This window comes from Lysobacter sp. HA18 (genome assembly GCF_054057595.1).
The window spans coordinates 1,851,959-1,875,019 of the sequence record NZ_JBSRZL010000001.1 but is presented as its reverse complement, the minus strand read 5'-3'; the positions used below and the strand labels follow the sequence as shown (position 1 = coordinate 1,875,019).

Genomic DNA, 23,061 nt, shown 5'->3' with positions numbered 1-23,061 from the left:
ACCTCAGCAATGCGCGGCAATGGGAAACGCGTGAGCGGGCGCCACTCCGCCTCGACATTTGCGCACCCGCAACTGACGGTCGCGCTCTACCTCCACACGCAACGCCGCGGGGCTTGGATTGCGTGCGCACTTCGCGTCGCGGAACACGAACGCCAAACACCGCCCGGCATCGGCCGCGACTTGAAGTCGGCGCAGTCCGTGGTCGTCCACCTTGCGGGGCCATCCGAGCACGGCGGCGCATGCGCCTGATCGAAGGCATTGCTCGAACGCCCATAGCTCGCGCGCGGGCTCCGCCTCAACGACGTGCAGAAAGCGCAGGTCAAGCCCGCGATCTTCGAGTGCTTGCGGAAATGGAATGTAGGGCGGCGCCACGAAGACGATCGCTTGCTTCGCATGCGTCAGGCGCGCAAGCGTCGGAACGAGCAGATCGAATTCCCCTACCCCATCCGCCGGAAACAGAACCTCCGTCAACGCGTGCTCCGGCCACCCGCCCAGCGGCAACGCTGCATCCAGCGGTACCAGCCCAGTGGGCTGCCGGCTTGGCGGGAGTGGCGCGGGTTGTCCGCGCCAAATCGTGCGCGCTGTCAGCAACTCATCAAGGGCCACGACCTGACCCATTCAAAGCACCCGGATCAAGCCGCAGAACAAGCCTTCAACGGCAAAGTCATCCGTCGGATCAGGATCAATCGGCGCAAACGCCGGGTTACACGGAAGTAGGCGCAGCGTGTTGCCTTTGCGGTAGAGGCGTTTGACCGTCAGTGCTTCCTCGCCGAGGCGCGCCACAACGATCTGCCCGTGTTCGGCATTTCGGGTCGGATGCACGCCAATCAGATCGCCGTCCTGGATACCGGCGTCGATCATCGACTGGCCTTCGACGCGCAGCAGGTACTTGGGCTGAGGCTTGAACAGACTGCGGTCGATCGCGACACGCCTCTCGACATACGCGTTGGAGAACAGAGGCTCGCCTGCGGCGACGTGCCCCACCAATGGCAATTCAAGTGTCGTGATCGGCTTGGCCTCTCCGACCAGCCGAATGCCGCGCGCACCGTCGAGCAATTCGATGTGACCCTTGTCTCGCAGCGCCTTCAGGTGCTTGGCGGCACCCGTCGTGCTGGCGATATCGAACGCATCGGCAATCTCTCGCAGCGTCGGGGGGCGCCCACCCTTCAACATCGCGCGGCGCACGAAATTGAGGATGGCTTGCTGGCGAAGCGTCAGGTCGGACATAGGTGCAAATATTTGCACCTCGCGTCGTCGTCGTGTGCAGCAATCTGTCCGCAGGAATCGCCGGGGTCCATGAGACGCAAGCGCGTCAAGGAGTTGCGCCTCGCCCTTCATCCTCGACCGCAACTGCTCGCCGCGGCAGGAACGCGACAAACTGCGCGGGTCAAGTTCGTTGACGACGTATTCGGCGTCATCCGACGAATGGATGTTCTCGTCTCCCCATTGGCAGAGACGCCGCGGATTGAGACGTCTCGATCGATAGCACGAGCGCGTTCCGAAGCGCGCCCCGTGCCTAGGAGGAGCGCCCGTTCGCACTGCGTGCGGACGGCCGGGCCGTCAACGCCGCGACTGCGTCGGGAACAGTTGGCTCCGCAAGTGCGCCAGCAGCATCTGCGCCGTTAGCAGTGCCTCAAGATCGCCTCGTGTAGCGGCATCGACCGCGGAAGCCATCAGTGCTTTGAACTCGTCCATGGGTTCGCTCCATTCATTGCAGGGCGATGACGAACGACGACAACAAGCTTACGACCGCGTAGATGATCCCAACAGCGATCAGCAGCGCGGTTCGGTTCCGTTGGCGACGTCGCATCGTGTTCATGGCGCCAGTCTCGTACACGAGACCAACGCGAACGATCAGCGGCTACCGCGGGACGTCGTAGGAATTTTCCGGTGCGTCGCATGCCGAGTGCCACCGACTGCACAGCGCGTTCGCGGTTCTCTTCGATGGTCAGAACGTTGCGCGTCGAGCAGCAGTCTCGTTAGACAGCCTTTTTCGCGACGCGACCACCAGGCCGTCGTGCGCCCGCCGTGCTCGCCGCCCCCTTCTTGGCAGCAGCTTTAGCTTTGGGCACCGCCTTGCGGACCGCACGCCGCTGCTCGGACCAGCCTTCGCGTGCACGTTCGATGCGTTCGCTTGTCGCCCGGCTACCCGGGTGCCCCGCTTCCCGTGCCCGCGCTTCCAGCTCGCGCGTCACCTGGATCCGGTCCTTGGCAGGCGCGTCGGACCACGCACGGAGCATGCGCAGCAGCGCCGCGTCCTTCGTGACCAGCGCCGCCGCGGGCAGGCCCAGCGCATCGGCGAGACGCGCGAGATCGTCAACCGACGGCTCCGCGCTGCCCCGTTCGTACTGGTTGATCCGCGGTGCCGCCACGTTAGCCGGCAACCCCATGAGCAGCCCGACTTCGCGCTGGGACAGGCCCAAGCGCTTCCGGGCTGCACGAAGGCGCTGGGCAAGTACGGCGTCCGGATTTACAGGCCGTGCCACATCGGGACCTGGGGTGCGTGGAGTGCGCCATAGGATGTGGAAAAACGGGCCGGGGCGATAGCCATTAAACTATATTTAATACCCTGCCCGTGCAACCAACCGATGCCTTTCGCACCACCAACGATCGAGGACCTCGGCGTGGATGGCGCCCTGTTCCTGCTGGCGCTGCTTACAGCCCAGTCGGAGCGACGGCCCGTCGCGCCTACTCGTCGTATGACGCTCGAGGGGCTTGGCCTGCTGCGCGATCACGCCGTTATTGCCCTTCCCTCGCCGTTGCCCCGCTGGGAGGCCGAGCCTCGTGCGGAAGAGACGCCCATGGAGGGTCTTCAGTGGCGCTATGACTGGAGCGCTTACCAGCGCGCTGATCTGGTAGCCGCGCTTAGCGACTACTTGGAGTCTATTTCGACCGACGAGGAAGCCGTCGAACTGCGGCTGACGACATGGCGTCAACTCGTGAAGGCCGAGTGTCAGCAGTACTTCGAGTTTTACCTCACACGCATTCATTTGCCCGTGGACTGGGCGGCCGACGTCGAGTTCCTGCTCGGCAATTCCGCGGTGGAGCTCAGCCTTGCGCAGTGGCGCTACTGCCTGTGGGCCGCGGCACGCCAAGGCGGCTCAATGGCCGCGCAAAAGGCGTATGCCGAGACGGCTATTCGGGAGGCGATGTTCGAAGATGCCAAGCGACGTGCGGCAGCGATCGCGTCCGGGCGATGGACGACCACCGGGTTCGACGCGCGCCCCGGCGAGCCGGCAAGCGCGCTGACGCGCGTGTTCCTCAACCATTTCGCGCGCATCGGCAACATCTTCTACATGCAGCCGCCGAGCCCACGGCCATGGCTGACACGCAGCCGTTCTTCCGGCGTGGGGGATTGATGCGGGACTCTGCAACACGATGCAACGCTGCGATTCGGCGAGAGCCGGCCCGAGCGGCTTATCTCTCGAGCGCGTTGAGCTGAGCTTTCGTCGCCGCGACGCTGGCTGCTGACCCTTCGGTGTCTGCCAAAGCGGAGAGCGCGCTGATGAGTTCCACGACACCGCCCGCGCGTGACTTCTCGCCGGGGCTCCACGTCGTCGCGCAACCGTGGTCGGGGATGTCGACGTAGTAGTTCGTCCCGTCAAGACCCAACACGGGCGATGCGGCGGCGTGGTCCACTTCACGGGTGAGCAGAGCCACGACGCGGTCGCTCAGACCCCGCGGGATGCGAGCGCTCGCCCGAACTGTCGTTTTGAAATGTCCGTGCATATTGTTGGATGCAGCGGGCACCCACTCCAGATCGAATCGCGCCACTTCGCCGTCAGCGATACCGAGCGCGGTCGGGCCGCGGAAGGCAGGAGTGACAAGCACGACAGCGCGGTATTGCGCAGAGAGCGCCGCCGGCAACATCGACACTGCTTGGGCACCGTCGGGGTGGCACGGGCTCAGACCGGTCGTGTCGCCGTCTCCACTGGATCTGGGTGAAGCGGCCACGTCGCCATGGAAAGCGGCGATCAAAAACACCACGGACAACACCGCGTCAAACTTCATGCGAACACTCCGATCCAAACGTATTGCTTCGGTCAACGATCGAGGGGTAGCTGCTGCACGATGTCGTGCAGCGTGGTGCTTCGGGTAGGTATCGACCACTGGTGCTGTCGCGCCGTCCCCTCGTATTCGTACACCTGCACACTGTAGCCGCGCCCACCCTGTTCGATGGCGATCAACCACAGCCCTCCGGCATGCCCCGCTACGAGGAACCGTCGCATCGGGAGGTCGCCCCCCGTATCCGAGGCACTGAACGGCGCGTCCCTGTCCGCCATCCGGCCCGGACCTGGGGCGTCTGCGCCCAGATCCGCGCGAATCGCCCGCGGCAGCTGCGCGAGCCGCTCCACCTGCTGGAACTCATGACCCCGCCACCGCACGGGCGGTGCCGCAGTGACTGCGTGCGACGCCGCCAACATGGCGACGAGCAGAAGTGGTCGTTTCAGCATTCGCGCATCGCTCGCGTTGATGGATAGCCGGTGAAACGGACCGGTCGGGCGTTCGGGGTTAGCGCAGCTGCCGAGGGGTTGTCGCGCTGGTCGCCGAGGGCCGCGGCAACTAACGGTGCCGCGTTGACATAGGTACCTCGGGGTTCGACACCTCGCAGCGCCGACTCTCCTTTGCGAGGAGGGAGCAACGTTGTCGAATTGGAGGCGCCTCTCGTTCTTAATGAAAGCGGACGTAAGCACCCTGCTTGTGGGCGAGTAGCAGGGGCGCGGTCGTCCGCATTTGGCAAGAGCCGGCCTAGCGAATGAACGTCGCGCTACGTCGGGTCGGCGCGCCGGGACAGATCCTCGCGCAGCGTGGCCAGCTCGCGTTCCACCCCCTCGAGTTCTGCAGCTCTGGCAATCGAAACCAGTACTGCGATCGGCTCACCGCGGCGCGTCACCTGGACATCCGCGTGCGGCAAATCACGGCGGACGATCGACCGGTACTCTCTTCGCGCTCGAGCCTGCGGGATCGACAACAGCGGGCGAAGACGACTTGGATGTTCCACGCGCGCTCTCCTCATCTGAATGGTCGTACTGCAGCTTTTAGGAGGGTACTCCCCGCCTGCGACCGTCCCCTTCGGGTCGATAACGGCCGGTCCAGCTATGCGTGCTGGTCGCGCAGGGCTACACGCCTTAACTGACGCATGGCATCAGCTGCGCCGCCACACCAAGCACTGGTTGTTGGCCGGCATCGTGATTTCGTTGACGGCTCGCAAGCCGGCTTGCTCGGCGAGTGCCCGCACCGCCTCGACGTCCCGAATTCCAGAGCGGCGATCGCGTGCTTTCAACCAGGCATCGAAGTCACGATTGCTGACGCTCGTGTAGGTTCCATTCGCGTTGAACGGTCCGTACACAACAAGCGTCCCGCCAGTGCCCAGCACGCGAGCGACGCCATTGAAGAACGCCTCGACCGCCCGCCAATCGACGATGTGCAAGAGATTGGCGCTGAACACCGCGTCGTATGGACCCATCGGCCAAGCCCCGCAGACGTCAAGCACCAGCGGTGCGGGCGTGTTCGGTAGGCCAGCGTCGTCCAGCCACTGTTGGATGCCGGGTAATCGTGGCGCAAGGTCGGCACACTGCCAGGTCACCCAAGGCAGCGCCGCAGCAAAGTGCACGGCGTGCTGCCCGGTGCCGCTGGCCACCTCGAGCACGCTCCTGCAGCCGACGAAATGCCTACGCAGCACCTCGAGGATCGGATCACGGTTGCGCTCGCAGGCGGGCGCGAAGGGTTTGGCGTCCATTCGGTGAGCATGCCGGAGCAGGCGTCATGCGTCATGCGGCGGCTACGCGCGCGACATGTCGGCTCTCGGCCAAAAGCGGACATCAATGAGTGACTGCGTTTCCCGAGGCGAACATAGAAACGTGTTGCGTTACCTCTCGAACGGTGACCGCTGCCCCGGTGCGACTCACCTGCTGGGGACCGGAGGAGACTTGAACGGATTTACACAGCAGAACGACAGGTCCGCCCTCATGTGCTCCCCGACCACAATCTTATCTTGCCCGTAAAGCGCGAAATTTACGCCATGGGAAATCATGGCCGGCGACAGCAGAGCAAGGAAAATTGGAACGACCCCGCCAAGCAGCTGCAGTCGGGTTGCCCTAACGCGAGCGAATCGCTCCACTAGGCTTGGGCGAGTGTTAGTCATGAGAAAGGCGCCGACCGCGACCATTGCTTGAGTGGCAAAGCCGGTGGCCGTCAGCCAATGCAGAGGGATGGAGAAGCGCCTCGTTAGGCACGAGTCGAGGAGCACCAGCCAGCCCAATGCAAGAACCAACAGGCAGTTGAAAAGGGCTTTGCTCATTGGGCTCCTTCACGGTTGCACTGGCACATCTCGAACTTCTTGGACATCAGATAGCTCTGCCCACTGCCTGACGACGCGTCAATCATGCTGGTGCTCGCACTCCATCCGCTAGCGTCGCCTTGTGCGCCTCCCAATGTGATGGGCGCGTACGCGCTGTAGAACACCGTTCCAAGATTGCGAAAAGAAAATTCCCCATTAAAAACTTCGGGATGTATTTGAGAAAGGTGATCCTCAAACGAAACGGTACTCGCACCGATAGAAACCGGGCCGAAGACGCTGGCGCCAAGCCCAAACCCCACCGCTAGGGTATGGACGGTAACTTGCGCTCTTTTTCCATCAACGCAATCCGATTTGAGGACGAAGTCGAACCCAGCAACTGATGGGCCGACGCCGGACTTGGAGAATCCGCCGGACGTTACATTATAGACGCCAGACCAATGCACCCATCCGGTGGGATCGACGCGCAGTAGAGGGTTTGCTCCCGCGTAGCCGTAGGTGGCTATGCCACCACGCTGTCCAATTGGATCACTTTCCGCATACCGCCCCGCTCCCGAATCGTAATCGCGGAAGTAGTTGTAGTTCAGCCCGCTCCCGCTGTCATAGCGCTGCCCCGGAACGCGCATGTCGAGCACGAACGTGTTGCCGTCGGCGTCCGGATCCTGCACGGGATTGCTCTTGCCGAATGCTTCGTTCTGCAGCGGCCACGACCACACCGCCTTCTGACGCGTCGCATCGATCACCGCACGCGGCGTGCCTAGGTGATCCGCTTGCACCTGATAGACCTGGTACGCGGTCGTCGACCCCGGGCTCAGTGCATACACACCGATCGGCAGGTCGCCCAGCCAGATGAACTCCTGCTTGCGTGCGCCGGTCGAGTCGTACTCGCCGATCCAATGGCCGGCTTCGTCGTAAACCTCGTAGGTCTGCTCGGTCGACGTCGTTGTCGGATACCGCCGGACCTGTTCGCCCTTGCCGTTGTAGCCGTAGTTCATCATCACGGTCGAGCCGTTTTTTGCAACGCGCATCCGGCCGGTGACGTCGTAGGTGAACGTCTTGGCCACATTGTTGACCGTGCCGGTGAGCATGTTGCCCATTGCGTCATACGTGCGGGCGGTGCCGACCTTGGTCAGGCGATGGCTGCTGGTCGGATACGTGTAGGCCGTGGTGCCCGTACCGGTGACTTTAGTGTCGCTGAGCCGGTTGCCCAGTGGCGTCATACAGATAGCCCTGCTGGACCGCGCCCGCCCCGTCCTTCGCGAACACCAGGCGATTGAGGCCATCGTACTCATAGCCGCGAAGCGGCACGGAGATGTTCGGGTTGCTGGCGGTGTCACCCAGCGACGTTAGGTTGCCGACCTCGTCCCAGCCCAGCAGGTAATGCAAACCTGCGGCCGTCGAGTCCTGCACCAGGATCGGGCGGTAGTTCTTGTCGTACTGGCGCGTCAGCACGCGGTCTTCGTTGCCGTAGTGCAGCTCGGCTACCGGACCGAAGGGGTAGTAGGCGACGCTGCTGAGCAGCGGCTCCTGCACCTGCCCAGGGCGGGTGACCTTGACGCTGTTCGGCCGGCCGGCCGCGTCGTACGCGTAGTTGACCTTCAGCCCGCTCGGGTATGTCATTGCCAAGAGCTGGCCGCTGACCGCGTACTGGTAGGCGGTGGTGAACACCTTCGCATTGGTGGTCTGCAACTTGCGGACCATGCGGCCGAAGCGGTCGTAGCAGTACTGGGTGCTGCCGCTGCCGTCGGTCATCTTGGTCAGGCGACCAATCGCGAACGTCTCGCCGGCCACGCACACGCTGTTCTTCGCGTCGTACGTATAGGCGACATTGAGGTTCGGGCTGGTCGTCGCGTAGCTAATGCCCGTCAGGCGATTGAGCACGTCGTACGTGTACGTCGCCTGCTTGGTCGAGCCGCGCGCGTCGATCTTCGTCTTGAGATTGCCGACGCTGTCGTAGGTGTACGTCGTCGTGCCGGTGTCCGGGCTGACGAGCTGGGTCAGATCCCCGAGCCCGTTATAGGTGTAACCAGTGGTCAGACCCTTGGGGTCGACGACCGAGGTCAGATTGTCCAGCGCGTCGTAGCCGAACTTGGTATCGGCCTTGATGCCCGCGGTGTCCTGCAGCGTGTGGGTCAGGCGGCTAAGCGGGTCGTAATCTGCGTCCGCAACGCGATTCTTCGGATCTGTTGTCAGGTCACCGTTGCCCGATGCGTCGTAGGTCATCGACGTCGCGTAGTTATAGGCATCCTTAATTGCCTGCAATTGACCGAGTTGGTTGTAGACCCGCGACAGCGTGCGGCGCAGGGTGCCCTGCCCGTCCTTGGTCGACTCGGCCGTACGATTGCCCGCGTTGTCGAGGGTGTACTCGATGCGGTCGCCGACGTTGTTGGCGATCGCGGTCAGGCGGTGGGCAGCGTCGTACTCGAATGTGGTGTACGTCGCGTCTGGCTGGGTGATCTTCTGCACCAGGCCGGTCGGGAAGTAATCCATGCGCGTGATGACGTCGTCGGTTTCGACCGCGCTATTGGCACCGCGCACCTTGGAGGCGGTCAGCCAGCCGCGGGCGTTGTATTCCATGTCGGTCACGACGCCGTTGGTGTCCTTGACCGAGAGCGGCCGGCCGGCGCCGTCATACGCTAGCGTTTCGACGACTTGGCTTTTCGCGTTGGTCACCTTCCACAAGTCGCCCTTGCGGTAGGCGCATGCGGCCGGGCTCGGGCCACAGCCCGCTGCATCGGTCATTCGGTAGGTGTAAGTGGTGACATCTCCGGGGGCTGGCAGGTCGGTGCGAGCTCCGTCGACCTTCAACAAAAGACCGACCCGCGGACAGGCGCCGGCATCGACGTCAGCTTGCTCGCAGTAGGTATTCGTCGACGTGCGCGATACCGCCTGCGTACCATCTATGACGGTCGACGACAGCGCTTGACCGCGGCTGTTTAGCGTCCACGTGGCCTTGCTTGCGAGCCCGCCGCTGGCGTCGTAAATCCGTCGCTCCGTTGGGACTCGGAAGGACGAGTCCCAGTCTGTTTCCGTTGACCTCTGGTTCGCGGTTCCCACTGCGTCGACGCGCTTCGACATCAAGCCTTCCGGCGTGTTTGTAAACTCAGTGCGCACCCCATCCACCACGGCGGCGCTTCTAAGCCCCGTTGCATCGAACGCGAAGCTCTGGGTATGCGAAGTGCATCCGTCACACGAGCGCGTCACCGACGTCAACTTCCGCACGCCGCCAACGTCCGCGTACGTGCGAAGGACCGATGCGCCGTCCGCGTCGGTCTGGTAGGACTCGCGCCCGAACCGCCAGTAGTCGAGCCCGTAGCTCAACTTGTTTACACCGCCCGCCGGCATGTCGGGACCAAGTTCACTGCTGTCGAGCGCCCCTTGGACGTAGCCCTCCTCATACACGAGATGCGCATAGCGCCCACCCGATTCATCGAAGATGTCGGTGATGCCGCCTGACGTGTAGGGATTGGACAGCTGACCATATCTGTAGCTGCGTTGTGTGCCCGCAGCATTGCCAACAATTGTCAGCTTCTGATCTTCGTACGCGTACGTTACCGAGCGCCCATCGGGCCCCACAACTTCCCCCAATAGCCCTTCGCTGTCGTAATGAAACACGAGCGTGCGTTGAGTTTCGCTCCGCGCTGTTGCCAACCTTCCGGCCGTGTCGCGCTCGAGCACAACATAGCGCCCGTCGCGATATTCAACTCGAGCCAAACGACCGTCGGAGTCATACGACTCGACCACTCCGTCCGGGAGATGCAGGCGCCACGTCGCAGCGCCACCGTCATGCCCGACCACTGTCTCCAAGAGCGACTGCTCGCCCTCGAACTTCTCAATGGGCACGCCCTGTGCGTCGAAGGTGATTACCTTGGTATCGGGACGGAGCGCTAACACAAAGTTGCCAGCCGATCCGGAGACCGGCACGAGCCTGCCTTCGAAGTTATGGCGCCAGTGCGTCCCGAGATCTCCAACCCGGGCCTCGACACCCGCTCCGGCCGGCGTGTAGAAGCCTGAACTGCTGTAAGTGCGTTGCAACTGCAGCGCGCCCCCAGTCGACGGGATATCCACCTCGGTGAACGTTTCACGCCCCGAATCCGGGTGGCACGGCTTACCCACGGGACATGTGCCGGACTGTTTGAAGTGACAGTACGTACGCCCGTTCTCAACTACCTGATCGGCATTCTCAGGACAAAACAGGTTGCGGTCCTTACGCCACGTGACGCGCTCGGTTTTGCCCTGCTGGCCGACGTAGTCGAGATTCTCGAAGGAAAGAACAAGAACCTGACCGTTATACGTGTCTTGGCCAGTCCAGCAGCCCCACGAATTGACAGCGACCCCCCATCCGGAGTCGGACACTAACGTCGCGCCGGGTCCGATGCGTCGGTCTGCAAATGCCTGCGTTCGCGGCTTGTAATTGCCGGAGGTGCTCGGAGTATTGCCACCACAAGTCTGCGGACCATATTGGTTGGGTGTACCGCCCTCGACGGTGCACCAGTCGAACCAAGCATTGCTGCCTGACCACTCTTCCTCGCATTGGCTGTAGACCCACTGGCCGATCCCGGGTTCCGTACAGAGGTCTGCACCCCCGTTTTGCTCGCAATACGCGGCTGCGATTGGCGACATGGCCATAGGAGCAGCGTGGACCTCATTACCAGAGAACGCTCCGGCCCACAGCGCAACGAAAACGACGAACGCGAACACGCGTCCCTGCGTCGAAAGCTTCATCGATGATCCCCAGCCGGCCAGCCTTGGCCGTGCTTCATTCTGTCACGGCGTCGTCGGCAGCGGCGACCACCGGTCAGTGTGCAGCTCTCGACGGGTCTCCGTTGTGTTCCGGTCACTCGCATCCACCTCACGGGATAAGCACTGAGGAGAGCGCTCCCGTTGAGGTCCGCTTTGGACTTGGAATTGGCCAGCACCATCAGGCCGACGACGCACGACCGGAACCGTAACGTAGCGGAAACGGAGCACGTATTGACGGTGCCCCCGGGCGCATTCGGTGCCCGATCACGATACTCAAACGCTCGAACGGCCAGCGGCACAATTCGCTCGATTCGCGACATTCCCGACACTAGTGGGATTCGTCACACGCCGGTGCAATAGTGGTATCTCGACGTTCTCTTCCGGAGTTTACGAATGCGTCCTCTGCTTCTGGCGCTGGGTATTGCCCTTTCCACCGCATCGGTCGCCGCGTTCGCTGCCGGGCCGTCGCCGGTCAAACCTGGCGAACGCACGATCGCCGTGGGTGCGCTGAAATTGACCTCGCTTCGCGACGCACAGTTCAACGCGCCTAACGACGGCAAGGTGTTCGGCGTTGACGTCGGCGCCGCCCCGGTGACCAAGTTCCTCGCCGCCCGCAACCTTCCGACCGACGTGATCCCGCTCAGCGTCGACGCTCTACTGGTACGCGGCATCCCCGGCCATGTCGTGCTGCTCGACACCGGAGTCGGTCCGAGGGCCGGCGGTGTGCTGCTCAAGAGCCTTGCACAGGCCGGCGTGTCACCGAGCCAGATCACAGACGTGCTGATCACGCACTCCCACTCGGACCACGTAGGCGGACTCGTGAACAGCGACGGCAAATCCGCGTTCCCGCGCGCGTCCATCCGAATGACCGACGCGGAATGGACGTGGTTCAAGGGACAAGTCGACAACAAACCTTTGGTAGACGCCATCGCTTCGCAGGTCAAGACATACGCGCCGGGCGACACGGTCGTGCCCGACATTGTCTCGGTTCCGTTCAAGGGCCACACGCCCGGGCACGTCGGATATCGCATCGGCTCAGGTCGCTCGAGCGTGCTCGACATCGGTGATACCGCCCACAGCTCGGCGGTGTCGCTCGGTCACCCGGAGTGGACGATGGGCTTCGACAGCGACCCCGTGGTGGGCCGGCAGACGCGCGCGACCGAGCTGGGTGTTCTCGCGAAGGACCACACCCTGATCTTCTCGCCGCACTTCCCTTACCCCGGCACAGGTCGCGTCGTGCGTACGCAGGACTCCTACAGCTGGGTGCCGTACTCGCCATGAGCCTGGGCCTCGCTGGGGCCGAAGTGGGCGCTTCGGCTCGGAGTTCGCTGGGCACATGGCCCACCGCGCTTGTTGCGCATGTCCCGATAGCAGTCGCGTCGGCGGGCAGCAAGCTGAAGACTTGGGCATTCCTCAATTGCCGCTACCCGTAGGCCTTCCTTGTGAACTCAGCGAACGATGCCGTGGCTCGTATGACCCGGTACAAGCAATGGGCCGACGACCTCTTCTTCGAAACGGTCGCCCAGGTTCCTCGCGACGCCCTGGTAGCGCCCCGCCCCATCCTCTTCGGAAGCCTGTTGCGCACGTTGAACCACAGCTGCGCGATGGACTACGTGTGGCAGTGCCACCTTCTCGGGGTTCCCCACGGGCTGACCACACGCAACCCCGAGTTTTGCCCGGAGTTCGACGCGCTTCGAATGCGCCAAGCGGAACTCGATGCCTGGTACGTCGAATACGCCTCCGGCATGCAATCGCCTGATCTCGATCACATCGTCGAGTTCACGTTCATCGGCGGCAACACGGGGCGTATGAGCCGACGGGACATCCTCCTCCACGTCGTGAACCACTGCACCTATCACCGCGGGCACGCGGCTGACATGCTCTACACGCTGGGGATCTTTCCTCCGACGACCGACCTGCCCGTGTTCGTGAGTCAGCCCCAGGCGACAAGCCCACCGTAGTCGACCGACCCGCTTCCGTTGTCGTAGCGCGGACCCAGCCAATGCGGAGACGCAAGGGAAGCGACCACGCTCATGCTGCCGCCGCCCGGGCGCGGACTGGAAGCTTCGCTGACTGAAACTCCTCCGGGCAGAAGACGTTGGCGCTGAAGTGTTTCTGCATGGCTCGATTGCGGTGAAAGACATAGATTCCACACGCTGAGCAGAAGTAGTGTTTTGCGAGACCGCATTTCCACGTGTAGCAGGACAGACGGGCTTCGCCGAAACGACGGTGGGCGCGTCTTCCGCCACAATCGCCATGACCGCGTCGTGTCGCGCGCACAACGAGCAATCGCACGTCGTCAGCTCCGTGACATCGGCCTCAACCCGGAAGGTGACTTAACCGCGGTGGCAGCTGCCTTCGTATCGGCTCATCGCGGGTGATTCCCCAACGTATCGCCGCGGCCGCTATTCCGTGTTGCAAAGCCAAAAGTGTCCGTCAGGAGTTGCTCCTCCATGCCGCGATAGATGTTGTCGTGGCGAAGGTCGGGGCGAGGCACGTAGTGCCAAAGCAGCCCTTTAGGAGCCGCGCGGGAGAGCGAATCCGAAAACGCGTCGACCTCAGGCCGATTGCTTTGTTCGCCGCCCGCGGTCAGCAGCACACGTACGTGCCGTTGGCCGAAGGCGGCAAGCCGTTCGGGCAATGCCCTTATCGCTTCGCGGCGGTTCCACCAGAGGCTCGGATCGATGGCAACGTAGGCGTCGAACAGGTCGGGTTCCTGCATCAGCGTGTCGATCACGAACAGCCCAGCAAGCGATTCGCCGATGACGGCGGATTCGCGGGTCAAGCGGTAACGCGACTCGACAACCGGAATCAGCTCAGAGGCGAGGAACCGCCGGAAGGACGGTGCGCCGCCGGGACTCGACGTGACCTTCAGGTCTGCGGCGTCCTGGGTGGGCCCCGTCATGTCCCGGCGGCGGACCGTGTTCTCGATGCCGACGATGACGAACGGGCGCACTGCGCCTTGGCGGATGAGTCGGTCGGCCGCTCGCGTGACGTGCGGGAAGTCTTCGGCTTCGCCCCCATCGAGCATGTAGAGGACCGGGTAACGCCTGCCCGGATCAGCATCGTAGGACGGCGGCAGGTAGACGTTGATCCGACGCACTTCATGGAGCGCCGCGGACGTAAGGGTCAGCCGTTCGTGGGGTGGCGACGTCTCGTCTGCGCTCGCTATTTCCTTCGCCAGCAAGGCGGCCAGCAGTAGGAATGCGACCCGAACCCGCGGGGCGACCGACTTCATGGCCTTTGCGGCGGCCAACGATCGAACTTCGGCAGCTGCGGATCCATCGCGTCCCACGCGGCGGCCTGCGAGACGAAAACATCAGCTTTCGGCCTGTAGAGCGACGGGTCGTCCAGCGTGCCCGCGCGGATCGATAGCAGCGTGCCGACCACGTCGGCGTCACCCAGTATCTGCGCGCCGCAGTTAGCGCAAAAGCCACGCGCGATGCTATGTCCGCTGCCGCCCTTAATCGCGTAGTAGGTGACCTCGCCCGACACCCGCAAGGCGTCGCGGGCGAAGAACATGACCGGGGCATAGCCGCAGCCGGTGCTTTTCTGGCAGTCCCAGCAGTGACAGTTGAACTGGAAGACTGGATCACTGACTGACGCGTAGGACACCTGCCCGCAAAGGCAACGGCCTTCGCATTTCGCACTGCTATTTTGGTTCACGGTTGAGGGGCCTTGCGAATCGACTTAATGCGACGTGGTTTCGAGCAGAAGCAGACGCAGTGCGATGCCTAGGAACACGACGGCCTGCAGTCGATCGACCCATTTCACCCGATTGCCCTGCCCTTCGGCCCACCCACGGGCCCTCGCGCTCGCGACGCCCAACAGCGCATGGAAGACGAATGCGATGGTCGCGAGTACCGCCCCGAGCAGTGCCAGCTGCATAGCGACTCCTCCCCGTTGGGGTTCGACGAACTGGGGTAGAAACACCATGAAAAATAGCAAGGCCTTCGGATTGAGCAGGCTGGTCAATACTGATAGCTGGACGATCGCACGAGTACTTCGAGGCTCGGATATGGGGAGGTCACTTTCACGTCGCCGGCGCAGCGACTTCAGCGCGAGCCACACGAGGTACGCGACGCCAGCGAAGCGAAGCATGTCGAGCGACGGCGGCCATGCAGCGAGCATGGCCGCCACACCGGCAACGACCAGCGTGGTCAGCACGAGGTCGGCGATCATGATTCCCGCGGCGACGGCCACGCCGCCGCGGGGGCCATAGGCAAGCCCCTGCGACACCACAAGCGCCATATTCGGCCCGGGTGACACCAACAGGCCGGAGCACGCCGCCACGAACAACAGCAGAGTCTGTGCGCTCGGGCCCATGGGTCGCGGATTACGGGGAGCGCAGCGCGTCGAGCACGCCGTCCACCGCCTCTATGACAGCCTGCGGCTGGTCGACCTGGATGTTGTGCCGGGTCATCGGCACCACGTATTCCTTGCCGCGCGAGGACAGCTTCGCCGTGAGCTGATGGGCGGTAACCCACGAGATCCAACCGGTTTCGCCAAACGGCGGCGTCATGTCCCAGATGCTGTGCGTCAGCACCACGAGCGGCTTATTACCGAAGGGCTGGCGCGAGAACAGCTTCGCGTAGCGAGCATCGGCGGCCTTGTCCGGCGCGAACATGCTGTAGGCGAACTCGTCGGCCTGCGCGGCCTGGTAGGCCGACGACGGTTGCAGTTTGCGGCGCTCGTCGTTGATCACGGTGCCGAGCTGCACGCGCACAGGATCAGAGCATTGCTGGTAGGTCGCTTCATCCAAAGCCCCTGTCCGCGCCTTGTCGGCGCAGTCCTGGAAGTGCGCGATCCCGCCCTTGATGCTGTCCGCGTCGTCGGCGCGTGCTTCTTTGACGAGCTTGCTGCCAAAGCGAGGTGCGAGCAGCGTTCCGACTCGATCCCATAGGCGTTCCTCCGAGGGGTCCACCAGCACGATGCCCGCGACCTGACTGGGATAAGTGGCCGCGTAGAGCTTCATGTAGAAACCGCCGAGCGAGTGGCCGACCAGCACCAACGGCCCCTTGATTCCCGCGCGCTCCAGCAGCGTGTGCAGATCCTTGACCGCGTTCTGCGCAGTCGGGTGATGCGGCGACGGATCGCTGTAGCCCATCCCCGGGCGGTCATAACTGCAGGCGCGCGTGCGTGTGGCCACCGCAGGTTGAATCAGTGCCCAGGTATTCGACCAGTCGCTGAGGCCGGACTCGAAGACCACCGTGGGGCTGCCGGTGCCTTCGCAATAGAGGTTCATTTTGCGGCCCGGCTCGACCTCGATCCGATCGTGCGGGCGCACATACGCGTCCTGCACCTTCTCGATCGAGATGACGTCCGGCGGTGATGCCCAAGTGGGAGTTGCGGCAAGAAAAGCGCCGAGTACGAGTAGCCGTGATCGCACGTGTTCAATCCTCAGGTCGAAAGGGGACGGCACGCCCTCAGCCGTCGTACAAAACCAATTGGGTGCAACGAAACAGCGCGAGGGTCCGACCGCTTTCCTCGTGCGTGAGCTCGGCTTCCCACACCTGCGTACTGCGCCCTAGATGACGCGCGCTAGCTACACATCGCACTGTCCCGTAACGAGCTGCACCGAGATGATTCGACTTCATCTCAAGCGTTAGGAAACCTGCGGCGCCGACTGGCAGCGTCGCGAGTGCGCCGTATCCGGCAGCCGTGTCGGCCAGCACCATAAATGCGCCGCCGTGCAGGCAGTCGGTCGGCGCCATCAGTTCACGCCGGACTGCCATGACGGCTTCAACCCGTGCCGACGCTGCGTCGACCGATCGAATCACGACGCCCGCCTGACCGGGCAGGTAGCCCGCGCCGAACGCGTTGAACTCGGCGGCCGTCGCCGGTGAACGCATCAGTACGGCGTCCCATCCTTGTGGGTGAAACGCCAGTTCCCGGCCGTGCCGGTAGCGACGAGATCGTCGTCCGGATAGCTGGCTGAGTCGCCGGGCGTTCGATCACCCACTTCCAGATACACGACGTCGTTTTCGCTCTCGTTGACCAAGTGATGGGCGTCGCCTGTCCCGGCCTTGAACCCGGCGCACATCCCCGGCGACATTAGCGTCGAACCGCGATTGGTCACGAGCGTTGGCGTGCCCTCGAGCACGTACACGAACTCGTCCTGTAACGCGTGCGCATGCCTGAGCGCCGAGACGGCACCGGGCGCCAGCCGCGTCAGATTCACACCGAAGTTCGATAGCCCAAACAGTGAACCCAGTGGCCTCTTGACCCGGCCCGCCATCCGGCTAGCGAAGGGCTCTGGATAGACGGACGGAACAACGCGCTCCGGCGCGGCTGCAGCCGCGATCGTCAAGGGTGGGCCGATCTCGCTCATATGATGGTCTCGGGCGAATACGGCGCCTCGCCATGAAGGGTCGTTTTCAGGAAGCGAATGACCTCGTCGCGGGCTTGCAGCGTCGGCTCACCTTCTGCATCGATGAGGTGGGCGGTCAGGACGCTATGCGGAACCCTAACGACATCCCGAAAGAACGGCGGTGGATTCGGGTTCGCCGCGGTATCGGGCAAGACGCGCGCGTCGAACCGCTCGCCGAGTGCTTGTCGATACGCAGCGAAGCGGGCGGCCGGACAATGAACGTCGCCCTCGAATCGGACGGCCATAACCTTCAAGTCATCGCGCTGCATGCGCGCACGTACTTGTGCGAGCACTTCGGGCTCCATGTCGATGCCGTCGGGCTGATCCAGCGGAAGCGACGGCTGCGCCAGCACGGGTGCAATCACCGACGGCTCGAGCACCATGGATAAGGCGAAGTTGCCCGTGAAGCACATTCCCACCGCGCCGACGCCGGGGCCGAAGCACTCCGCCAGCGCCAAGCGCGCCAAGCTGCGTAGCCACCGCGTGATCGGCCGATCCCCCCGCCCGGACAGGGCGCGAAACTCGGCGCTGACACACGTCTTCCGGAACACGTCCACGGCTTCAACCGCGTCCAACACAGCGCCGTCCCGCCCGAACAACGAAGGGAGGTAGACGCTGAAGCCCGCGTCCCGAACCCAGCGTGCGAATCGTGCGACTTCCGGTGAAATGCCCGGCATCTCCGGCATCACGACGACCGCCGGCCCGTGCCCGCTTACAAACACGCGCTTAATGATGCCGTCGAACGCGATGTCGCGCCGCCGAAAGTCCGCGAGCGAGTCATCAGCGGCCGTTCTCGAAGCCGGATCCGCGACTCCAATCGTCTGGTCGTTCAGCGCCATTTTCGCCTTCATCCGTCATGAGCCATCGCCGAGCGCCGAGCGCGTTTCCACGCTCGGCACAAGCGCGTGTTCGACGTATTTGACTCCACTACCCGCCCAGTCGGCGAGCGCCGCAAACGACACCTTTCGAGCCAAAACGGACACGTACATTGGGCGCGCGGAATCGGCTAATGTCGACACAAGCCGCCCTACCCCGTCCCGAAATTCGCAATCGGTGGAGCCATGAAGGACTTCGAAATCCTGGTGCTCCAGGGCACCAACCCGAGCGGCGTTGCCATGACGCGGGACATTCTCGAAGCGGCGCGCCTGTTCGCCGTTCGCACGGGACACGCGCTCCCGACGTGGTCGTTTCACTCACCCACTGGCGGGGCCGTCCGGCTGCAGGGCGGAATGTCCATCGACACGCTGCGATTGCCCGATCGAAAGGTGTCTCAGGGCGCCGTTCTGGTCATTCCCGGCATCTGGGTCGAAAACGCACGCGGAATCAGGCAGCGCGTCGAGCAATCGGATGCCCAGCAGGTCATTGCCTACCTTCGCCGACGAGGCAAGGCCGGCGCGGCTGTTGCTGCATCGTGCTCGGCCGCCTTTCTCCTGAACGCTGCAGGTCTGCTCCACGAACGTCGGGCAACCACAACGTGGTGGCTCTCGCCGGAGTTATCACGCATCGCACCGGACGCCCATATCGACGGAAGCCGGATCCTGTGCATCGATGGACCCGTGATCACCGCGGGTGCTGCCTTCGCTCAACAGGACGTGATGCTTTATCTACTCCGCCAGCGATTCGGTGCCACGCTCGCTGAAGGTGTCTCGCACGTACTCCTGCTGCACGAACGTTCGGAGTCCGCGCAGTTCGTAGTGCCATCCATGCTCGCGACCGGTGATGCCCTCGTTTCGAAGTTGACCAAGCGGATTGAGTCGGCACTACCAGACATTCCGTCCGTTGCCGAGCTCGCAAGCGAGTTTCGTGTATCCGAGCGGACGCTATCGCGGCACGTCCGCCACGCCACCGGCATGGGGACGAACGCGATGATCCAAAGCGTCCGCGTCCACCGAGCGCGCGCCTTGCTTCGCACGAGCCGGATGACGATCGAACAGGTCGCGTTTGCTGTGGGCTACCGCGATTCGACGGCGCTGCGACGCCTCATGCAGAAGGCGGTCGGGACCACCCCGGGCCAGGTGCGCGCGACGGCGTCCGTGGCAGCGCAACGACAGCGTGCGCCTAAAAAACTGTCGACGACGAAGGGCTGACGATGGCGTCGGTGTTGCTCGTGACAGGTGGCTCCCGTGGAATCGGCGCAGCGACCGCGCGCCTGGGTGCACAACGCGGATATGCCGTGTGCGTGAACTATCTCACCAGTGCGACCGAAGCTCGCTCGCTGGTTAACGAGATCTGTTCTGCCGGCGGGCGCGCAACCGCGGTTCAAGCCGATGTTTCCATCGAGGGCGACGTGATGCGTTTGTTCGAGGCGTCGGATCGAATGGGCCGACTCGCCGCGCTCGTTAACAACGCCGCGATACTGGAGCGCCAAGCGACGCTTCTGGACATGGACGCCGTCCGCCTCACGCGAATCATGGCGACCAATGTTGTGGGGCTCATGCTTTGTGCCCGCGAAGCCGTGCGTCGCATGTCGACTGCGCGGGGCGGCGACGGTGGCTCCGTCGTCAATGTCTCATCTGCCGCTGCCCGAAGTGGCTCGCCGAATGAATACGTGGACTACGCAGCCAGCAAGGGCGCGGTGGATACCTTTACTCGTGGACTCGCGGTCGAGGTGGCCGCACACGGAATCCGCGTCCATGGAGTACGACCCGGCTTCATCCACACTGATATCCACGCCCGTGGCGGCGAGCCGGACAGAATCGAGCGGCTAAGGACGAGAATCCCGCTCGGCCGTGGCGGCACCCCGGAGGAAGTCGCACGCGCGATCCTCTGGTTGACCTCCAACGAAGCTTCGTACTCCACCGGCTCGATTCTCGACATCGCTGGCGGTTGCTAGCGCTGCCTCGACTAGCCAGTACGGCGCGCCTGCCCGATCGGGAGATTTGCGACGCGCGCAAACGCGCCGGCAGCGAATATGCGTGGATCCCGCTGGTAGGCCACGAACATGCCGGTTGCATCGTCACCCCAGAAGACATGACCGTCGCAAACAAGTGTGGGAACACCGAACACGCCGTCTTCAATTGCTTGAGCAAAGTTCGCGCGCAACGCCAGTTTCGTGGCCGGGTCTGCCAGTGCGGCCCCGGCATCGACTAGACCGAGTCGGCACGCCAGCGCGTTTACTTCTTGCTCCGGCTCGATCGCGTTGCCCTCCTCCCAGAGATATCGGAACACCGTGTCGATCGCCACCTCGGTTGTGCCGGCCGCAACGCAGAGCCGCAGTGCCGGCAGCGGATTGAAGGGGTGCGCGCGAGGGAAATTCAGCGCGATGCCCTCTTGCTGAGCGCGCCAAGTAACGTGTCTGTACGTGAAAGTGCGTTTGGCGGGATCTCTGCCGGGCATTTCGTCCCAAGCTCGTTCAACAGACCGGCGAACAGGATTGGTCGGTACGTTAGTCCCTCGATTTTTGCCAGCTGCAAGCGTCGCCACTGTAGGTATGCGAACGGAGAAACGAAGTCGAAAGACCATGCAGCGCTGGCGTTCATGGTGGCCAGCCCACCCAAGCTCACAGGAACACCAGCACGCAGGAAAGCCCCGTCGCTACCGCGAGCGTTCTCCCAACTCTGCGCGACGTCGCCGGGTCGCTAATCGCGGCGCGGAACGTACTCCCGAATACCGCCCAAACGGACATCAAGGGCATGCAGATCACGAGAAACAACGCGACGAGGTTCCCCACTGAGGGCCAGTACGCGCCGCCCGGCAGCGTGTAAGCCCCTACGGCGCTGACCGTCATCATCCATGCTTTGGGATTGATGACCTGAAACGCGGCGGCTTTATAGAAGCCGATCGGTCGTGACATCGAAGCGGCGCCCCCGGAACTCGAGCGCCACAGCTTGTAGGCGAGGTACAGCAGGTATGCCGCGCCTGCAGCCTTCAGCAGCCACTGCAGGTGCGGGTAACGTTCGAACAACAGGCCAGCGCCCGCGGCAACAGCGATCAGCAATGCCTGGAAGCCAATCTGGATGCCGCACAGCAGCGGCAGTGTTCTTCGAAAGCCGAACGTCAGACCGGATGACGCGAGCATGAGGTTGTTTGGCCCCGGCGTGATCGCTGAGACGACGAAGAACGCAATACTGGCCGCCAGCACACGAGAGTCCACGCAACGAGCCTCATTCAAAGGGAGCGAATTCGTGCGCTGCCATTGGGCCGATCTCGCCCGCGTTTCGCCAGAGCGTGCCCCACCGGGTTTCGAGCTGAAAGAGACATCCGAGCTCACGGATGGCCAATTCCGCCGACACGTCACGCGCGAACGAGCGGAGTGTCCAATTCCGCTCGAATAGTGTCGTTCCGCGCGCTCGCCACTCACCTCATCGGGCGCTTCAATGTGGCCATCGAGTGAGAGGAACTAACCATGGACGCCTTCAGCGCCGAGTGGATCGCCGACGACTGGATAGACGCGTGGAACGCGCATGATCTTGAGCGAATTCTTTCGCACTACAGCGAGGACGTGACGCTGAGCAGCGAGATGGTGCGAACGGTCACGGGTCGAGACGACTTAACCGTTATCGGCAAGCCCGCACTGCGCGAGTACTGGCGGCAAGGACTCGCGCGTTTTCCAGACCTTCACTTCCAGCCGATACACGCCTTTCCGGGTGCGCGGAGCCTGGTGCTCGTGTACCACGCTGTCTCGGGTTTGATCGGAGCGGAGTTCATGCGGCTCAACACGGATGGAAAAATCTGCGAGGTCCACGCCCACTACCGTTCGGGCGGCGCAAATGAGCGCTAGCTGCTTCCTGGCATTTACCGGTTGAACTCCAAGGGACATCGTATGAGCATCGGTTTTCTAGGCATCGGGACGATGGGGCTGCCGATGGCGACCCGCCTGCTCAATGCCGGGGTGCCGCTACACGTTTGGAATCGCACGCCCGAGCGGTGTGCCCCGCTGACTGCACGCGGTGCAATCGAGTCCACAAGCGTCGATGATCTTTTTGCCACATGCACGACGGTGTTCGTCATGCTTCTCAACCAAGAGGCTATCGACGCGACACTCGAACGTAGTCTCCCTTCCTTCAGCAAACGTGTTCAAGGCCGCACTGTCGTCATGCTCGGCACCACATCCGCCGCGTACTCGCAGGCGCTCGAGAGGGATGTGGTCTTAAGCGGTGGCCGATATGTCGAAGCGCCCGTCTCGGGTTCGCGTGGGCCAGCCGAGGAAGGTGCGCTGATCGGCATGCTCGCCGGTGATCTCGAGGCAGTGGCCGAGGTGGAACCGCTGCTTACCCCGCTCTGCCGGCAAACGGTTCGTTGTGGTGCCGTACCGTCTGCCCTGCGTTTGAAGCTTGCGGTGAATCACTTTCTAATCGTGCTTGTCGCCGCCCTCGCCGAAGCGGCAAAGGCCGCTGCGGCTGGTGGTGTGGATCTGCAGCTGTTTCAGCAAGTACTGGACGCTGGGCCGATGGCGAGCCCGATATCGCGCGCAAAGCTCCAAAAGCTCATCAGCGGCGACTTCAGCCCGCAAGCGGCCATTGGCGACGTAACCCAAATTGCTTATCTCGTACGCCAGCAAACGCACGCTTCGGGCGCGCAATCACTATTGATCGACGTCGCGACGCAAATGTTCGCGACTGCGCGCTGGCACGGGCTGTCGGCGCTCGACATGTCGGCGGTCCTTCAAGTTGATTCGCCAGCGCCTACTGCCTTAGCAAATTACTAAATC

26 protein-coding genes are annotated in these 23,061 nt (G+C 63.3%); 7 read left to right on the top strand and 19 right to left on the bottom strand.

Annotated elements, in window-relative coordinates; all coding sequences use genetic code 11:
- Positions 1-3 precede the first annotated feature (3 nt).
- The 4 genes from imuA to ACVWWW_RS09330 all read right to left on the bottom strand — a co-directional run bounded on the left by imuA (position 4) and on the right by ACVWWW_RS09330 (position 2,486).
- Positions 4-618, bottom strand: coding sequence for a translesion DNA synthesis-associated protein ImuA (imuA, locus tag ACVWWW_RS09345; RefSeq protein ID WP_027083173.1), 615 nt, complete (start codon positions 616-618; stop codon positions 4-6).
- Complete coding sequence (gene lexA, locus ACVWWW_RS09340) at positions 619-1,227, bottom strand: transcriptional repressor LexA (protein ID WP_027083172.1); 609 nt, start codon at positions 1,225-1,227, stop codon at positions 619-621.
- A gap of 333 nt (positions 1,228-1,560) precedes the next feature.
- On the bottom strand, positions 1,561-1,695 hold the full coding sequence (locus ACVWWW_RS09335; RefSeq protein ID WP_456998680.1) for a hypothetical protein: 135 nt from the start codon (positions 1,693-1,695) through the stop codon (positions 1,561-1,563).
- A gap of 284 nt (positions 1,696-1,979) precedes the next feature.
- Positions 1,980-2,486 carry a helix-turn-helix domain-containing protein gene (locus ACVWWW_RS09330; protein ID WP_456998679.1) on the bottom strand — a complete coding sequence of 169 codons (507 nt, stop codon included), beginning with the start codon at positions 2,484-2,486 and terminating at the stop codon, positions 1,980-1,982.
- Between the two features lie 138 nt (positions 2,487-2,624).
- On the opposite strand from ACVWWW_RS09330, the gene ACVWWW_RS09325 reads away from it, so the two are divergent.
- On the top strand, positions 2,625-3,359 hold the full coding sequence (locus ACVWWW_RS09325) for a hypothetical protein (protein ID WP_155914307.1): 735 nt from the start codon (positions 2,625-2,627) through the stop codon (positions 3,357-3,359).
- A gap of 58 nt (positions 3,360-3,417) precedes the next feature.
- Here the strand turns inward: ACVWWW_RS09325 and ACVWWW_RS09320 are convergent, their stop codons facing one another.
- From ACVWWW_RS09320 to ACVWWW_RS09295, 6 genes are all read right to left on the bottom strand, one after another.
- Entirely contained in the window at positions 3,418-4,011 is a 594-nt protein-coding gene (locus tag ACVWWW_RS09320) for a hypothetical protein (protein ID WP_027083171.1), read from the bottom strand.
- A gap of 32 nt (positions 4,012-4,043) precedes the next feature.
- Entirely contained in the window at positions 4,044-4,229 is a 186-nt protein-coding gene (locus ACVWWW_RS09315) for a hypothetical protein (RefSeq protein WP_155914305.1), read from the bottom strand.
- Between the two features lie 539 nt (positions 4,230-4,768).
- Positions 4,769-5,002, bottom strand: coding sequence for a type II toxin-antitoxin system prevent-host-death family antitoxin (locus tag ACVWWW_RS09310; RefSeq protein ID WP_155914303.1), 234 nt, complete (start codon positions 5,000-5,002; stop codon positions 4,769-4,771).
- Positions 5,003-5,146: 144 nt separating this feature from the next.
- Complete coding sequence (locus tag ACVWWW_RS09305) at positions 5,147-5,740, bottom strand: DUF938 domain-containing protein (RefSeq protein WP_027083169.1); 594 nt, start codon at positions 5,738-5,740, stop codon at positions 5,147-5,149.
- A 557-nt stretch (positions 5,741-6,297) separates the two neighbouring features.
- Positions 6,298-7,518 (bottom strand): RHS repeat-associated core domain-containing protein, encoded by a 1,221-nt coding sequence (locus ACVWWW_RS09300; protein ID WP_456998678.1) that lies wholly within the window; start codon positions 7,516-7,518, stop codon positions 6,298-6,300.
- Positions 7,484-11,023 carry a DUF6531 domain-containing protein gene (locus ACVWWW_RS09295; protein WP_456998677.1) on the bottom strand — a complete coding sequence of 1,180 codons (3,540 nt, stop codon included), beginning with the start codon at positions 11,021-11,023 and terminating at the stop codon, positions 7,484-7,486. Before ACVWWW_RS09295 ends, ACVWWW_RS09300 begins: the two co-directional genes overlap by 35 nt.
- A gap of 411 nt (positions 11,024-11,434) precedes the next feature.
- On the opposite strand from ACVWWW_RS09295, the gene ACVWWW_RS09290 reads away from it, so the two are divergent.
- Both ACVWWW_RS09290 and ACVWWW_RS09285 read left to right on the top strand, forming a co-directional pair.
- Positions 11,435-12,322 carry an MBL fold metallo-hydrolase gene (locus ACVWWW_RS09290; RefSeq protein WP_027083165.1) on the top strand — a complete coding sequence of 296 codons (888 nt, stop codon included), beginning with the start codon at positions 11,435-11,437 and terminating at the stop codon, positions 12,320-12,322.
- A 191-nt stretch (positions 12,323-12,513) separates the two neighbouring features.
- Positions 12,514-13,002, top strand: a complete 489-nt coding sequence (locus ACVWWW_RS09285; protein WP_051235179.1) for a DinB family protein — start codon at positions 12,514-12,516, stop codon at positions 13,000-13,002.
- 407 nt (positions 13,003-13,409) lie between these two features.
- Here ACVWWW_RS09285 and ACVWWW_RS09280 read toward each other — a convergent pair whose 3' ends face one another.
- The 7 genes from ACVWWW_RS09280 to ACVWWW_RS09250 form a co-directional block, all read right to left on the bottom strand.
- Complete coding sequence (locus tag ACVWWW_RS09280) at positions 13,410-14,279, bottom strand: alpha/beta hydrolase-fold protein (RefSeq protein ID WP_051235178.1); 870 nt, start codon at positions 14,277-14,279, stop codon at positions 13,410-13,412.
- A complete protein-coding gene (locus ACVWWW_RS09275; RefSeq protein WP_027083163.1) occupies positions 14,276-14,707 on the bottom strand; it encodes a GFA family protein in 432 nt (143 codons plus the stop codon). Before ACVWWW_RS09275 ends, ACVWWW_RS09280 begins: the two co-directional genes overlap by 4 nt.
- Before the next feature lie 24 nt (positions 14,708-14,731).
- Positions 14,732-15,367, bottom strand: coding sequence for a LysE family translocator (locus ACVWWW_RS09270; RefSeq protein ID WP_027083162.1), 636 nt, complete (start codon positions 15,365-15,367; stop codon positions 14,732-14,734).
- A 10-nt stretch (positions 15,368-15,377) separates the two neighbouring features.
- Complete coding sequence (locus tag ACVWWW_RS09265) at positions 15,378-16,343, bottom strand: alpha/beta fold hydrolase (RefSeq protein WP_027083161.1); 966 nt, start codon at positions 16,341-16,343, stop codon at positions 15,378-15,380.
- A gap of 124 nt (positions 16,344-16,467) precedes the next feature.
- Complete coding sequence (locus tag ACVWWW_RS09260) at positions 16,468-16,893, bottom strand: PaaI family thioesterase (RefSeq protein ID WP_036142014.1); 426 nt, start codon at positions 16,891-16,893, stop codon at positions 16,468-16,470.
- Positions 16,893-17,372: a cupin domain-containing protein gene (locus ACVWWW_RS09255; RefSeq protein WP_027083159.1), complete on the bottom strand. Its 480-nt coding sequence runs from the start codon at positions 17,370-17,372 to the stop codon at positions 16,893-16,895. The genes ACVWWW_RS09260 and ACVWWW_RS09255 overlap by 1 nt, the downstream gene beginning before the upstream one ends.
- Entirely contained in the window at positions 17,369-18,250 is an 882-nt protein-coding gene (locus ACVWWW_RS09250) for a dienelactone hydrolase family protein (protein ID WP_051235462.1), read from the bottom strand. The genes ACVWWW_RS09255 and ACVWWW_RS09250 overlap by 4 nt, the downstream gene beginning before the upstream one ends.
- Positions 18,251-18,472: 222 nt before the next feature.
- Here ACVWWW_RS09250 and ACVWWW_RS09245 point away from each other — a divergent pair, with 222 nt between their 5' ends.
- Positions 18,473-19,498 carry a helix-turn-helix domain-containing protein gene (locus tag ACVWWW_RS09245; RefSeq protein ID WP_051235177.1) on the top strand — a complete coding sequence of 342 codons (1,026 nt, stop codon included), beginning with the start codon at positions 18,473-18,475 and terminating at the stop codon, positions 19,496-19,498.
- A 2-nt stretch (positions 19,499-19,500) separates the two neighbouring features.
- Positions 19,501-20,244 (top strand): SDR family oxidoreductase, encoded by a 744-nt coding sequence (locus tag ACVWWW_RS09240; RefSeq protein WP_027083158.1) that lies wholly within the window; start codon positions 19,501-19,503, stop codon positions 20,242-20,244.
- A gap of 11 nt (positions 20,245-20,255) precedes the next feature.
- Here the strand turns inward: ACVWWW_RS09240 and ACVWWW_RS09235 are convergent, their stop codons facing one another.
- Positions 20,256-20,747: a DsbA family protein gene (locus ACVWWW_RS09235; protein WP_051235176.1), complete on the bottom strand. Its 492-nt coding sequence runs from the start codon at positions 20,745-20,747 to the stop codon at positions 20,256-20,258.
- Positions 20,748-20,910: 163 nt separating this feature from the next.
- Positions 20,911-21,504 (bottom strand): LysE family translocator, encoded by a 594-nt coding sequence (locus tag ACVWWW_RS09230; RefSeq protein WP_027083157.1) that lies wholly within the window; start codon positions 21,502-21,504, stop codon positions 20,911-20,913.
- A gap of 252 nt (positions 21,505-21,756) precedes the next feature.
- Between ACVWWW_RS09230 and ACVWWW_RS09225 the strand changes: the two genes are divergently transcribed.
- Together ACVWWW_RS09225 and ACVWWW_RS09220 are read left to right on the top strand one after the other, a co-directional pair.
- Positions 21,757-22,131 (top strand): nuclear transport factor 2 family protein, encoded by a 375-nt coding sequence (locus ACVWWW_RS09225; protein WP_027083156.1) that lies wholly within the window; start codon positions 21,757-21,759, stop codon positions 22,129-22,131.
- 42 nt (positions 22,132-22,173) lie between these two features.
- On the top strand, positions 22,174-23,058 hold the full coding sequence (locus tag ACVWWW_RS09220) for an NAD(P)-dependent oxidoreductase (RefSeq protein WP_027083155.1): 885 nt from the start codon (positions 22,174-22,176) through the stop codon (positions 23,056-23,058).
- The last annotated feature ends 3 nt before the right edge of the window (positions 23,059-23,061 follow it).

What these genes read in the sequence shown, in the direction of transcription:
- ACVWWW_RS09250 (WP_051235462.1), bottom strand. Translation starts at nt 18,250, where the DNA reads ATGGCGCTGAACGACCAGACGATTGGAGTCGCGGATCCGGCTTCGAGA.
- ACVWWW_RS09220 (WP_027083155.1), top strand. Translation starts at nt 22,174, where the DNA reads ATGAGCATCGGTTTTCTAGGCATCGGGACGATGGGGCTGCCGATGGCG.
- ACVWWW_RS09285 (WP_051235179.1), top strand. Translation starts at nt 12,514, where the DNA reads ATGACCCGGTACAAGCAATGGGCCGACGACCTCTTCTTCGAAACGGTC.
- ACVWWW_RS09255 (WP_027083159.1), bottom strand. Translation starts at nt 17,372, where the DNA reads ATGAGCGAGATCGGCCCACCCTTGACGATCGCGGCTGCAGCCGCGCCG.
- imuA (WP_027083173.1), bottom strand. Translation starts at nt 618, where the DNA reads ATGGGTCAGGTCGTGGCCCTTGATGAGTTGCTGACAGCGCGCACGATT.
- ACVWWW_RS09290 (WP_027083165.1), top strand. Translation starts at nt 11,435, where the DNA reads ATGCGTCCTCTGCTTCTGGCGCTGGGTATTGCCCTTTCCACCGCATCG.
- ACVWWW_RS09280 (WP_051235178.1), bottom strand. Translation starts at nt 14,279, where the DNA reads ATGAAGTCGGTCGCCCCGCGGGTTCGGGTCGCATTCCTACTGCTGGCC.
- ACVWWW_RS09335 (WP_456998680.1), bottom strand. Translation starts at nt 1,695, where the DNA reads ATGGACGAGTTCAAAGCACTGATGGCTTCCGCGGTCGATGCCGCTACA.
- ACVWWW_RS09235 (WP_051235176.1), bottom strand. Translation starts at nt 20,747, where the DNA reads ATGCCCGGCAGAGATCCCGCCAAACGCACTTTCACGTACAGACACGTT.
- ACVWWW_RS09305 (WP_027083169.1), bottom strand. Translation starts at nt 5,740, where the DNA reads ATGGACGCCAAACCCTTCGCGCCCGCCTGCGAGCGCAACCGTGATCCG.
- ACVWWW_RS09245 (WP_051235177.1), top strand. Translation starts at nt 18,473, where the DNA reads ATGAAGGACTTCGAAATCCTGGTGCTCCAGGGCACCAACCCGAGCGGC.
- ACVWWW_RS09300 (WP_456998678.1), bottom strand. Translation starts at nt 7,518, where the DNA reads ATGACGCCACTGGGCAACCGGCTCAGCGACACTAAAGTCACCGGTACG.
- ACVWWW_RS09240 (WP_027083158.1), top strand. Translation starts at nt 19,501, where the DNA reads ATGGCGTCGGTGTTGCTCGTGACAGGTGGCTCCCGTGGAATCGGCGCA.
- ACVWWW_RS09315 (WP_155914305.1), bottom strand. Translation starts at nt 4,229, where the DNA reads ATGCGACGGTTCCTCGTAGCGGGGCATGCCGGAGGGCTGTGGTTGATC.
- ACVWWW_RS09270 (WP_027083162.1), bottom strand. Translation starts at nt 15,367, where the DNA reads ATGGGCCCGAGCGCACAGACTCTGCTGTTGTTCGTGGCGGCGTGCTCC.
- ACVWWW_RS09225 (WP_027083156.1), top strand. Translation starts at nt 21,757, where the DNA reads ATGGACGCCTTCAGCGCCGAGTGGATCGCCGACGACTGGATAGACGCG.
- ACVWWW_RS09320 (WP_027083171.1), bottom strand. Translation starts at nt 4,011, where the DNA reads ATGAAGTTTGACGCGGTGTTGTCCGTGGTGTTTTTGATCGCCGCTTTC.
- ACVWWW_RS09295 (WP_456998677.1), bottom strand. Translation starts at nt 11,023, where the DNA reads ATGAAGCTTTCGACGCAGGGACGCGTGTTCGCGTTCGTCGTTTTCGTT.
- ACVWWW_RS09260 (WP_036142014.1), bottom strand. Translation starts at nt 16,893, where the DNA reads ATGCGTTCACCGGCGACGGCCGCCGAGTTCAACGCGTTCGGCGCGGGC.
- lexA (WP_027083172.1), bottom strand. Translation starts at nt 1,227, where the DNA reads ATGTCCGACCTGACGCTTCGCCAGCAAGCCATCCTCAATTTCGTGCGC.